The organism is Nonomuraea helvata, from assembly GCF_039535785.1.
Taxonomy (GTDB): domain Bacteria; phylum Actinomycetota; class Actinomycetes; order Streptosporangiales; family Streptosporangiaceae; genus Nonomuraea; species Nonomuraea helvata.
Genome location: NZ_BAAAXV010000009.1, coordinates 2797267 through 2809380, shown reverse-complemented (window position 1 = coordinate 2809380; position 12114 = coordinate 2797267). Strand labels below are relative to the sequence as shown.

The window sequence follows — 12114 nt, the reverse complement described above, 5'->3', positions numbered from 1 at the left end:
ACGGACGCCCGGTGATCGTGCCGGTCAGAAGTACTTCGAGGTGAGGTCCGTGGTGGGCCACGTCTTCACGGTGCCGATCGCCTCGCCGAGGATGGGGTCGATCGAGTCGAAGTCGGGCGACCCCGTTTCCTCCCTGCGGTTGAAGATCGCGCAGTAGCTGACGCCGTTCTGCACCCGCGCGAGGAAGCTGAACGTGCCAGGCAGGCTGCCGGTGTGCCAGGTGTTCAGGCCTCCGACGTTGTTCGTGCGCACGTTCCAGCCGAGGCCGTACCAGGAGCCGTTGCCGGTCACGCCGGTCTCGGGCTTGGCGAAGATCCGGGAGAGCGACGTGGAGTTGAGCACGGGCCCGGCGGCGTTGAAGACGAAGCCCCACTTGACCATGTCGACGGCCGAGGCGACCCAGCCGCCGTTGGCGTCCATGTTCGGCAGGTTGAAACCGCCGTAGGGGAGCGGCACGACGGCGCCCGACTGGTCCACGACGCTCTTGCCGGTGAGCTTCGACGTGTAGGTCACCTCGGTGGAGAAGGCCTCGGCGCGGAGGCTGCGGCCCAGCCGCGGCCGCGTGATCCCGACGGGGGCGAGGAGCTTCTGCCGCACGTACGACTCGTAGCTCATGCCCGAGACCTTCTCGATGATCCGGCCGGCCAGCATGTAGCCGTAGTTGCTGTAGGCGTACTTCGTGCCGGGGTCGTAGTCGAGCTTCCTCGCGGTGACGTACTTGATCATGTCGTCGTGGTCGATCGGCAGCGGCACGCCCAGCGACGTGGAGATCGTGTAGTCGTTGAAGAGCGGGTCCTTCGACACGGCACTGTCCCAGCCGCCGAGGTGCTGGAGCAGCCGCCACAGGGTGACGTTCGCCAGCCGGGGGTCGGCCGTGGTGGACAGCCCCAGCAGCGAGGCCACCTTTGCGCCCAGCGTCAGCTTGCCGTCCTGGACCAGCCGGACGATCGCGGCGGCGGTGAGGCTCTTGCTGAGGCTTGCGATCCGGAACAGGGACGTCGGCTGCACCCGCACGAGGGCGCCCGGCTTGGTGTAAACCCCGTAGCCGCGCGCGAGCAGGATCTTGCCGTTCTTGGCGACCGCGAGCTGGGCGCAGGAGATGTCCCGCTCGGTGATGAACGTCTTCATCGCCTGGTCGAACCCGGCCATCGAGCTCGGCACGACACCGGTGGTCAGCGGCTCGGCCGCGGCGGCCCACGCGGGACGCGTCCCGAGCGCGATCGCTGGTACGGCGCCGGCGCTCGCCTGGAGGAGCCGTCGTCGGCTGAGCATGGTCACATTGCCCCCTACTGTCACTTTCATCGCAATAGGGGTACTTCGTACCACACCAGCCTGGTGCCGCCCGACCGCGTACAGCCGCCGGCGGCTAGAACTCGCTGAGTTCGAAGACGCCGATGTCGTCGGCCGAGGTGCCCTGGCTCGGGGAGGTCTGGTTGAGTGACGCCTCCACGGCGACCCAGCCGTGGAAGCCGCCCGCGCTGTCGATGATCTGCAGCATGGGCTTCACGTGTGAGTTGCCGGTGTAGCAGTGCTCGCCGCGGGCGTCGGCAAGTTCGCGCCGCCAGTGCCAGATGGTGTCCCTGCGGTCGGTGGACGTGGCGTTCGCGGTGGACAGGTAGTAGTCGGTGGCCGTCGTGGCGCCGCCCAGGCACCGGCCGCTCGAGCAGGGTCGCCACCCGAGCATCCAGAACGGCGTGCCCGCGCCCTCGTCGAGGTACGGCGTGCCCGCGTCGGTCTTCCACAGGTGGTAGCCGTGCTTGAGCCGGGTGTGGTCGAAGGCAGCGATCTCCGCCATCGACGCGCGCTCGCTCCATGTGGCGTTGCTGCCGTAGCCGTACCCGTGCGTCGCGCCGAACGAGCTGTCGCGGTAGGTGAGCTTGGCGAGCCGCCCGGCGATCGGCTCGCTGACCGTCCATTCCTCCCATCCGTTCCCGTCCCAGGTGATCCTCAGCACCGAGCCCGTCACCGCGTAGGTCCCGCTGAGGCACGAACCTGTACATTCCGGCCGGCGCCGCCGTGGCCGCGGCAGCCGGTACGGCGGGCAGCGCGACAGAAGCCGCCACCATGGACGCGAGGAGTACACGCAGGAAGACCGTCACAGGGACCTCCGGAGGCGAGGGCGTGCCATCGATCATGATGACCACCGGTGGCCGGCAGGGGAACTGCACGGAAAGACCGGATGACCTTCATGAGCCGACCGCCGAGCTCGCCGAGACCCCGGAGACCTGAGATCGCTCAGCGGCGCCTGATCTCCCGAGGCCGGGACACCGCACCCGTCAGACGCTGACCTTCAACTGGTGGACGCGCTGCTTGGACAGGCCCATGACACGTGCGGCGTCAGGCTCCGACCAGTGGCTCGTGAGGGTCTTCGCGACCTTGACCGCCAACTCCGCCGCGCGCTTCGTGTGAGCCTCGGCCAGCTCTTTCTCGCGGTGGTATTCGGCCACCACACCAGCCAGATCCTCGGGCAGGTCGAAGACCAGCTCCACGCCGGGAGTGTCCTCAGGCCAGGCCCAGGCGTGGATCTGCGCCAGATCACGCTCCATCTGCGACAAGGAGCCGGCCACGCCGACGCCCTCGGTCTCTCCGGTGGGGCAACGCGACACCCATCGCCCGCGTTCGTAGGTGATGACGTAGGTGATCGCCTTGCTCATCGGCTCATCCTTTCGACGACCGCCTCCAGGCGCTTCAGAGCTTCACGAAATAGCTCAGGGTCGCGTCGGGGTTTGCAGGGATCATGACGGGAACCGAGATGATGCCATCTTTGATCACACGCAGCGCGCACATGTCGCCCTTGAGGTGGTAAAGCCAGTCAGCGGTGGCCCCTGGGCAGCCACTACCGCTGCCACCTCGGCGAGCTGGCGTATGTGTGGGGGAGGCTGCTCGGCCACAACCATGAGGATACTGCATTAGGAAGCTTCCTCCTATCCGAATAGGAAGCAGGAGTGCCGGGGCGATCGCGTGGGCCGCCCCAGCGCTTCCGCGCACGATCCGGCGAGCTGTCAGCCGTTCACCGATGCTGCGCCAGGCGAGCGATAGATGCGTACGTAGTCGAACTCGGCGTTGACCGCCGGCTGCGCCCCGCCGTGGGCGACGAGGCCGATGCGCGGCGCGGTGTCCTTCGGGAACGTCCACACGCCGCCCCACGTCCACGTCTTTCCGTCGCGGCTCGAGCCGGCGCGGAACTCGTGCTCCCCGCTCACCGGATCCACGTGATGCGCCAGCCTGAGCCAGGTCGTCCTGGCCGGCGGGCCGACGATGTTGCCGCCGTAGGAGAGGCGGCCGGCGAACGAGAGCTCCCGACCGTACTCCACCTGGCGGGTGTTCCAGATGGCCACCTGGGAGAGGCGGGCGAAGTCGTCGTCGGAGACGTAGGCGACCAGACCTGCCTGCTGGTAGTTGCGTACGGTGTCCTCGCCGAGGTCGAGCGTCACCTTGGTCTCGGCGATGTAGTCGCCCTCCGGCGCGTCGCGGAGCAGGACGCTCGCGGTGTTGGCGGTGCCCACCAGGTCGGAGCCCTGGACCGGCCAGCGCAGCACGCCGCCTTCCACACGGGCGTCCGGGTCCTGGCGGACCCACTGCCAGGCGGAGTCCGTGCCGTCGAACTCGTCGGCGTCGACCAGCTTGCCGGTACGGGGCACCGGCGCCGGACGGGTGACGGGCTTGGCGAGCTTGGCCACGCTGACGTTGTCGAAGTCGGCCACACCATCGGCTACCAGTGCGAACGTGCCCGACAGCGGAACCGGCGAGTCGAGTCGGACCGTGGCCTGGGGATCGCCGAGGCGGCTCGACGAGACCTCGGCCGTGATCGTCCGCCCCTTGACCGTGACAGCCAGGTTGCGCCACGTCGTGGCCCCGCCCGGCAGGGCGACCGTACGGCGCGCGCTTCCCGCCGTGACGGTCAGGCCGCTGCCGGACACCGTCACGGTCGCGCCGCCGATCCGCAGCCCGGCCGACTGCCCGATCGACTGCCCGGCCAGCTCTCCGGCCGACTGCCCGGACAGGCGGAGGTCCGTTTCAGCGCGGACGTCCCCGCCGACCGCCTGCCGCGCCGTCAGCGCGCCCTTGTCGGTGTGCCGGACATAGCCATCCTGTATGGCCCAGCCCGCGCCCCGCCACCCCGACAGATCATCGGTCAGGCTCACGAACCCGCGCGTGACCGGCGTCTCCTCGGACCGCTCCGAGGGCCCGGCGCCCGCCCGCACCGCCGGCCAGCCGTCGATCCAGTCCAGCCGGTCGAGCAGCATCGGCCGCTCGTTGATCCCGTACGGCTGGTCCAGGAACGGGTCGGCCCGGTCGATCGCGTGGTACAGCATCCAGTCCTGACCGGAGAGGTCGGTGAGCTGGGCGTGGTGTCCGGTGCCGATCCAGCGGTTGCCGTTCTGGTCGAGGACGGGGGTGCCGCCGGCGCGGGACGCGAGCAGCGGCTGCCCTTCGCGGTCGACGAACGGGCCGCGCGGGCTGGTGGCGCGACCGGCCAGGACGGAGTAGCCGGTGGTGGGGCCGGCGCAGCAGTTCGCGGACGAGGCGAGCAGGTAGTAGTAGCCGTCGCGGCGCACCACGTACGAGCCCTCGAACTTGTTGTCGATGGCCACCTGCGCAGGCTGCCCCACGGTGTGGAGGCCGTCGGGGGTCAGCTCAGTGACCCACAATCCCCCGAAAAATCCGCCGAAGTAGAGGTACTTCCGGCCGTCCACGTCCGTGAACTGCGCCGGATCGATCGTGTTCCAGTACGAGTCCCCGGACGGCCGCGGCGCGACCACCGGGGCCGAGAGGTGGGTCCACGGGCCGGTCGGCGTCGGAGCGGTGGCCGCCCCGATCGAGTAGTCCCACTCGTGCGGAGTGCTGGTGGTGTTGGTGACCGTGAAGTACATGACGTACCGGCCGTCGAGGTAGCGGACGTCGGGCGCCCACAGCAGGCTGCCGGGGGCGGCGTACGGGGGCAGGTTGTCCGCGCCGAACGCGTCGCCCACGTACGTCCACGAGACCAGGTCGGTGGAGCGGGCGATCGGCAGCCGGTGGTGCTTGCCCTCGCCCTCGCGCAGCGGGTCGGAGGTGCCGTACGAGTACCAGTAGCCGTCGAGGCCGCGGATCACGGCCGGATCGGCGAAGGTGTCGGCGAATGCCGCCGACACGGGATTGTCGTACGACTGCCCAGCAGAGGAGGGCGTGGGTGAGAGTAACGACATGACCAGCGAAACGACCGCTGCGATCCGCATATATCAGCCTTTCAAGCCACTACGAGAGATGCCTTCGATGACGTACCGCTGGGTCAGTGCGAACAGGATCAGCACCGGAACGCTCGCCAGCACGGCGCCCGCCATGATCACCGGATAGTCGATCGTGTACGCGCCCTGCAGGATGGACAGCCCAGGCGGCAGAGTGAAGTAGTCGGGACTGAAGATCACGAAGACCGGCCAGATGAAGTCGTTCCAGTTGCTCATGAAGCTGAGCACCGCCAGCGTGGCCAGCGCGGGCTTCGACAGCGGCAACGTGACCCGCAGGAAGATGTGCCAGTGGTTGGCGCCCTCCATGAGCGCCGCCTCGTCCAGCTCGCGTGGCAGCCCGAGGAAGAACTGCCGCAGGAAGAACACCCCGAACGCGCCCGCCGCTCCCGGCACGATCAGCGCGGTCAGGCTGTCCAGCCAGCCCAGCTGGTCGATGATCAGGAACTGCGGGATGAGGAAGACGAACCCGGGCACCAGCAGCGTCCCCACGATGACGCCGAACATCAGCCTCTTGCCCCGGAACTCCAGCCTGGCCAGCGCGTACGCGGCCAGCGACGAGACGGCCAGGACGAGCAGCATGTGCCCGGTGGCCGCGATCAGGCTGTTGAGGAACCAGCGCAGCACCGGCGTCTGCGTGGTGCCCTCGAAGAGCCTGCCGTAGGCGTCGGCGGCCGGCTCGGCGGGCCACGGCGTGGGCGGCACCCGCGTCGCCTCGCTCTTGCTCTTGAACGAGGTGCCGAGCGCCCACAGCAGCGGCGCCACGAAGACCACGGCCAGCGCGACCAGAGCCGTGTACCGCCTCACGACCGCCCCCTGAAGAGCCGGAAGTTGAGCAGGCTGATCACGATCAGGGCCAGCGTGAGCACGTAGCTCATCGCTGAGGCGCTGCCCATCTTGTACTGGTTTAGCCCCATGTCGAGCATGTAGACGATCGCGGTCCTGGTCTCACCGCCGGGCGCGCCCTTGGTCAGCAGGTACGACTGCCCGAACATGTTCGCCGAGGCCAGAATCGTCGTCGTCACCACGAACAGCGCCACGGGCCGCAGTCCGGGCAGCGTCACGTGCCGGAACTCGGCCCACCGCCCGGCCCCGTCCACCTTGGCGGCGTCGTACAGCTCGCGCGGGATGTCCTGCATGCCCGCCAGATAGATCACGCCGTTGAACCCCAGCGTCCACCACACGGTGACCCCCACGAGGGCCACCCACGCCCAGGGCAGCGAGGTCGTCCACGCGATGTCGGTGCCGAGCAGCCAGTCGACGAGGCCGAGGTTCGGGTCGAGCAGCAGCCGCCACATCAGGCAGACGACCGCCACCCCCAGCACGTACGGGGCGAAGAACAGCCCACGGAAGAACGTCCGCCCCCGGAACCGGCGGTTGAGCAGCAGCGCCACCCCGAGCGGCAGCACCACCAGGAACGGCACGCTGAACAGCGTGAAGATCCCGGTGGCCCGCATCGACATCCAGAAGTCGTCATAGACGGCCGAGGCGGGGTCGAACAGCGCGGAGTAGTTCTCCAGACCGACGAAGGGCTTGCCTTCGAGCATGTAGTCCCAGTCGTGGAGGCTCACCCAGATCCCGAAGACGGCCGGGGCCAGCACGAAGACGCCGAAGAGCACAAGGTACGGGGCCATGAAGAGGTACGGCGTGGCCCGCCCTGACCAGGTGAGCGCTCCCGATCCGGCTTTCCTGGCCGTGGTGACGGTGAGCGTGGCCATCAGGCGCCGTACTTCTTCCGGTTCTGCTCGAGGATCTTGTCCGCCTTGGCGGCCGCCTCGGTGAGCGCGTCCTTCGGGCTCTTCTTGAGCAGGACGGCCGCGTTGACCGCCTGGTCCACCACCGCCGAGGCGTCACCGATCCCCGCCACGGACGGCAGGAAGTACAGATAGTCGATCTGGGAGCCGATGGCCGCCTGCTCCTTCAGCGCCTTGAACTCCGCGCTCTCGCGGATGGCTCTGCGCGCCGGGACCTGCCCCGCCTTGGCCCACTCGATCGAGTGGCCGCTGATCCAGTTGATGAACACCTTGGCCGCGGCCAGCTTGTTCTGGTCGGGCTTGCGCTGCCGGAAGACCACGAACTGGTGCGAGCCCGCCCAGGCGGAGGGCTGCGTGCCGATCTGGGGCAGCGGCGCCACGCCCCACTCCAGGCCCTTGACCTCGCGCAGCGTGTTGATGGACCAGATGCCGTTCCAGTTGAAGGCGGCCTTGCCGTTCTGCAGGGCGATGAAGTCGGCGTCCTGGCCCACGTTCTTGGGGCTGTAGCCCTTGTTGATCAGGTCGACGAGCCAGGTCAGCGCCTGCACGCCGGGCTCCTCGGCGAAGCGCGACACGCTGGCGTCGTCGGCGAACAGCCGGCCGCCGTTCTGGTGGAGCAGGGTGCCGAACTGCATGCTCCCGGTGAACGGGAACGGCGTCGCCCAGTGCCCCTGGATGCCGGCCTTCTTGAGCTTCTCGAGCGCGGCCAGGTACTCCTCGCCGTTCTTGGGCGGGTTGTCCGGATCGAGCCCGGCCTTCTCCATGACCGTCTTGTTGTAGAACATGCCGAGCGGATGCACGTCGAGCGGGATGGAGTACCGCGCGCCCTTGTACACCCCGGCCTGCCAGACCGGCGGCGAGAAGTCGGCCTCGGTGAGGCTGAGTGCCTTCGCCACGTCGTCGAGCGGCAGGACCACCTGGCGGGCGGCGTTGGTGGCCACGCTGTCGACGTGCATGATGCCGATGTCCGGCCCCTGACCTGCGGTGACGGCGGCCGGGACCTTGGTGTAGTAGTCCGACCACTGGTAGACGTTCATGGCGACCTTGATGTTCGGGTGCTCGCCGTTGAACTGCTCGACCAGCCGCTTCATGAACGGGCCGTCACCGCCGGTGAAGCCGTTCCAGAACGCCAGGGAGACGGCGGGGCCCGTGTAGCTCGTGGGGGCGGCCGTCGCCTGCGCGCCCGTCTGCTGCTGCGCCGCCTGCCGCGGGCCGCCGCCCCCGCCGCATCCGGTGAGGACCAGTGCGCCGAGACCGAGACCGAGCGCACGCCGCCGGGTGAGGCCATCCAAGGACATCTCCATCACACTCCTGCTGCCCATGTGGTGATGCCTCGTTCTACATCGTTGTATCCAACGTTGTAAACAGCGGCGGAGAACTTGTTACATCGTTGTAAATCCGGTAATCCGCTCTCGCCTCCCGAGGCGGGAGCGGCGATCAGCCGCCGTCCGCGACGGAGACGAAGCCGGTGCCGGCCCGGTAGTGGGGCGACTGGTGCCGGAAGTAGGTGTTGTAGACCTCGCAGTAGCGGCCGCCGCGCGCCAGCAGGCTCGCGTGGTCACCCTCCTCCACGATCCGCCCGTGATCCAGCACGATGATGCGATCGACGTGCTCGATCGTGGAGAGCCGGTGCGCGATGACGATGGACGTCCGCCCGGCCAGCACCAGGTCCAGCCCCTCCTGGATCTGGGCCTCGGTCAGCGGGTCGACGCTGGCCGTGGCCTCGTCCAGCACCACGATCGCCGGATCCTGGATCAGCAGCCGCGCCAGCGCGACGAGCTGCCGCTGCCCCATCGACAGGGCACGTCCGTGCTCGCCCACATCCGTCCGCAGGCCGTTCGGCAGGGCGTCGATCCAGTCGCCGCCGCCGACCGCCGCCGCGGCCGCCCGCACCGCCTCGTCACTCGCGTCCGGCCTCGGGTAGCGGATGTTGTCGGCCACCGTGCCGCTGAACAGGAACGGCGCCTGCGGCACCGCGCCGATCTGGCTGCGGTAGGCGCCCAGCTCCAGGCTGCGGATGTCACGCCCGTCGATCAGCAGCCGGCCTTCCTGGAACTCGTAGAACCGGGTGATCAGCTTGCTGAGCGTCGACTTGCCGGCACCGGTGTGGCCGACGAGCGCCACGGTCTCCCCCGCCTCGATGCGCAGGTCGAAGTCGCGCAGCACCGCGTGGTCGGGGTCGTACCCGAAGGTGACGCCCTGGAACTCGATGCGGCCCGCCAGGCGCCCCGGAGCCTCCGCCGCGCTCTGCACCACGCGCGGCGAGGCGTCGATCAGCGCGAAGACCCGCTCGGAGGCGGACAGGCCCTGCTGGAACTGGGACCAGAACGCGGCGATGGACGTCAACGGGAACCAGAAGAGCGACACCCCTTGCAGGAACAGGTACCAGTCGCCCGCGGACAGGCCACCCTCCAGCACCGCCGTGCCGCCCAGCTGGACGAGGCCCACCGTCGCGAGCCCGGCCACGAGGAAGAGCACGGGGAAGATGGTGGAGAAGACGAACCCCTGCCTGAGCGTCACCTGATAGCTCTGCCGGTTGATGGGCCCGAACTCGTCGTAGACCTGCTGCTCCTGGCGGAAGTTCTTCGCCACCGCGATGCCGCCCATGGTCTCCTGCAGGTTGGCGTTGACCCGGCTCAGCGAGCGCTGCGCCCTGCGGGTGCTGATCCTGGCCAGGCGCCGGAAGAGCAGCGCGAGGCCCACCACGACCGGCACCACCAGCAGCGTCAGCAGGGCCAGCTCGGCGCTGCGCGCGAACAGCAGGACCGTGACGAAACCCACCATCAGCGTCTGGCTGATCAAATCCATGGTCAGCGTGGACACACTGGCGAAGTCGTCGGTGTCGGACGTCACCCGGCTGACGATCTTGCCGGATGGCGTCTCGTCGTAGAACGAAAGGTCGCGCTCCAGCACCGCGTCGAACGCGTCCTCGCGCAGCCGCAGCACCACGTCACCGGTGACCCGCGCGCTGTACTTCTGCCGGACGAAGTTGAACACCCACGAGAACGCCCCGGCGACCAGGATCCCCGCCGTGAGCAGCCAGCCCACCTGACCGATCGTCCCGTCGGCGAGCGCGTCGACGGCCAGGCTGCCCAGCGCGGGTATCGCCGCCTGGCTCGCGGACACCAGCACGATCATGGTGGCGACCAGCAGCATCGTCCCCAGCTTCGGCCGGAAGTACGACATGATCCGGCGCAGCAGGTCACGGTCGCTGTATGTGCGGTCGTAGTCCTCGGCGTCAAGGCCGTCCATGATGAAGCCCATCAGCGCACCCCTCCCTGCTCCCCTGCCAGGACCCCGTGCTCGGCGCCCTCCCTGTCCGTCTCCACCTCGTCGTAGTGCGCGAAGATCCGGCGGTAGAGACGGCTGCGGGTGATCAGCTCGTCGTGGGTGCCGAAGTCGACGACCTCGCCCCGCCGCAGCAGCAGCACCTTGTCCGCCCAGCGGATCTGGGACAGGCGGTGGGTGATCAGCAAGGTCGTACGCCCTTCGAGGATGCGCCCGATCGCCTGCTGGATCAGGTCTTCAGTCGCAGAGTCGATGGCGCTGGTCGAGTCGTCGAGCACGAGGATCGCCGGATCGGTCAGCAGGGCCCGCGCGATGGCCAGCCGCTGCCGCTGCCCGCCGGAGAGCGTGACCCCGCGCTCTCCGATCACGGTGTCGTAGCCGTCGTCCAGCTCGGCGATGAACTCGGCGGCCTGAGCGTCCTCGGCCGCCCGCACCACGGCCTCGTGGTCGGCCCGCTGCCCCAGGCTGAAGGCGATGTTCTCGGCCACGGACCGGGAGAACAGCACGATGTCCTGCTCGATGGTGGAGATCTGCGACCGCAGCGAGTCGAGGTCCCAGTCGCGCACGTCGACCCCGTCGACGAGGATCCGCCCGGACGTGACGTCGTAGATCCGCGGCACGAGCTTGGTCAGCGTGCTCTTGCCCGAACCGGTCTCGCCGACGATCGCCACCGTCTCCCCGGGCCGCACGGTGAACGTCACACCCCGCACCGCCGCATCCTGGCCGTCCTCGTACGCGAACGTGACGTCGTCGAAGACGATCTCCCCGCTGATCGGCGCGGCATGCCCGTCCGCCCGCTGCTCGATCTCGCTCTCCGCGGTCATGATGCCGAGGATCCGCCGCGCGGAGACGATGCCGATCTGCATCAGCGAGAAGGTGAAGATCGACATCTGTGTCGGGAACCCGAGCATGCCCATGAGTCCCATGAACGCCACCAGCTCTCCGATGGTGATCGCCCCGGTGCTCTGGAGATAGAGGGCGTGCCACAACGCACCCGCCATGGCGAAGGAGAACAGCAGCGTGGGCAGGTAGCGCGCCTGCACCAGCCCGTTCTTGACGAACGAGTCGCGGTAGCGCCGCGCGTCGGCCCGGAACCGGCGCCGCTCCTGACCCTCCTGCGCGGTCACCTTGATCACCTCGATGCCCCGCACGGCCTGGTTGAGCCCCGCGTTGAGCTCGCCGAACTGCTCCCGCATGCGCGTCGCCACCGGGTTGAGCTGCTTCATGTAGCGCCAGAGCGCGATCGCGAACACGACCGCGAACACCCCGGGCACCAGCAGCAGCCGCAGGTCGATCGCCCCGATGAAGAAGATGGGCACCAGCCCGGTGAGCCCCGAGTCGACGATCAGATCGGCACCGGGCGTGACCATGATGGAGAGCTGCCGGATGTCGTTGGCGGCCCTGGCCATCAGGTCGCCGACCCGCTGCCGGTTGTGGAAGGTCTGGCTCTTGCCGAGCAGGCTCACGTACAGCTCGTCACGTGCGTCCCGCTCCAGCCGCTTGGCCAGCACCTCGCTCGACAGCCGGGCGACGAGGTCGAACAGCCCGCGGGCCAGCACGATCGCCAGCAACGCCAGGGCGATCAGCCCGAGCGCGTCCAGCGGCTCTCCTCGCTTGCCCAGCACGGCGTCGAAGGCGTCACCGGTGAACTGCGGCACCATGGCGTTGAGCACCACCATGACCAGCGACCCACCGAGGAAACCGATGAGGTGGAGGGGATGGCGGCGCAGATGGGACCAGAGCCAGCGCACCGGGCCACGCCGGTTGTAGCGTGGCCCGGAGACGGAGAACTCCGAATGGCTGGTGGTCACAGTCAGGCCCTCCCCCGGCCGCAAGCTGGCGAGTAT

The 12114-nt window shown here is 68.8% G+C and carries 9 protein-coding genes; all 9 read right to left on the bottom strand.

Features of this window, described 5'->3' with window-relative positions:
- Positions 1-24: 24 nt before the first annotated feature.
- The 9 genes from ABD830_RS46425 to ABD830_RS46385 all read right to left on the bottom strand — a co-directional run bounded on the left by ABD830_RS46425 (position 25) and on the right by ABD830_RS46385 (position 12078).
- Positions 25-1302 (bottom strand): serine hydrolase domain-containing protein, encoded by a 1278-nt coding sequence (locus ABD830_RS46425; protein WP_345001697.1) that lies wholly within the window; start codon positions 1300-1302, stop codon positions 25-27.
- Between the two features lie 64 nt (positions 1303-1366).
- On the bottom strand, positions 1367-1966 hold the full coding sequence (locus ABD830_RS46420) for a hypothetical protein (RefSeq protein ID WP_345001695.1): 600 nt from the start codon (positions 1964-1966) through the stop codon (positions 1367-1369).
- A gap of 310 nt (positions 1967-2276) precedes the next feature.
- Complete coding sequence (locus ABD830_RS46415; RefSeq protein ID WP_345001693.1) at positions 2277-2654, bottom strand: hypothetical protein; 378 nt, start codon at positions 2652-2654, stop codon at positions 2277-2279.
- 348 nt (positions 2655-3002) lie between these two features.
- Positions 3003-5135 (bottom strand): glycoside hydrolase family 43 protein, encoded by a 2133-nt coding sequence (locus ABD830_RS46410; RefSeq protein ID WP_345001691.1) that lies wholly within the window; start codon positions 5133-5135, stop codon positions 3003-3005.
- Positions 5136-5222: 87 nt separating this feature from the next.
- Entirely contained in the window at positions 5223-6032 is an 810-nt protein-coding gene (locus tag ABD830_RS46405) for a carbohydrate ABC transporter permease (protein ID WP_345001689.1), read from the bottom strand.
- On the bottom strand, positions 6029-6943 hold the full coding sequence (locus tag ABD830_RS46400) for a carbohydrate ABC transporter permease (protein WP_345001687.1): 915 nt from the start codon (positions 6941-6943) through the stop codon (positions 6029-6031). The genes ABD830_RS46405 and ABD830_RS46400 overlap by 4 nt, the downstream gene beginning before the upstream one ends.
- Positions 6943-8277 carry an ABC transporter substrate-binding protein gene (locus ABD830_RS46395; RefSeq protein WP_345001685.1) on the bottom strand — a complete coding sequence of 445 codons (1335 nt, stop codon included), beginning with the start codon at positions 8275-8277 and terminating at the stop codon, positions 6943-6945. Before ABD830_RS46395 ends, ABD830_RS46400 begins: the two co-directional genes overlap by 1 nt.
- A gap of 139 nt (positions 8278-8416) precedes the next feature.
- The gene (locus tag ABD830_RS46390; RefSeq protein WP_345001683.1) at positions 8417-10243 is read right to left on the bottom strand and encodes an ABC transporter ATP-binding protein; all 1827 of its coding nucleotides are present in this window, start codon (positions 10241-10243) and stop codon (positions 8417-8419) included.
- Positions 10243-12078 carry an ABC transporter ATP-binding protein gene (locus ABD830_RS46385; RefSeq protein WP_345001681.1) on the bottom strand — a complete coding sequence of 612 codons (1836 nt, stop codon included), beginning with the start codon at positions 12076-12078 and terminating at the stop codon, positions 10243-10245. The genes ABD830_RS46390 and ABD830_RS46385 overlap by 1 nt, the downstream gene beginning before the upstream one ends.
- Positions 12079-12114 lie beyond the last annotated feature (36 nt).

Bases quoted from the DNA above. Each gene is read 5' to 3' on its own strand.
- ABD830_RS46415 (WP_345001693.1), bottom strand. From the start codon at position 2,654: ATGAGCAAGGCGATCACCTACGTCATCACCTACGAACGCGGGCGATGG.
- ABD830_RS46390 (WP_345001683.1), bottom strand. From the start codon at position 10,243: ATGGGCTTCATCATGGACGGCCTTGACGCCGAGGACTACGACCGCACA.
- ABD830_RS46395 (WP_345001685.1), bottom strand. From the start codon at position 8,277: ATGTCCTTGGATGGCCTCACCCGGCGGCGTGCGCTCGGTCTCGGTCTC.
- ABD830_RS46400 (WP_345001687.1), bottom strand. From the start codon at position 6,943: ATGGCCACGCTCACCGTCACCACGGCCAGGAAAGCCGGATCGGGAGCG.
- ABD830_RS46425 (WP_345001697.1), bottom strand. From the start codon at position 1,302: ATGAAAGTGACAGTAGGGGGCAATGTGACCATGCTCAGCCGACGACGG.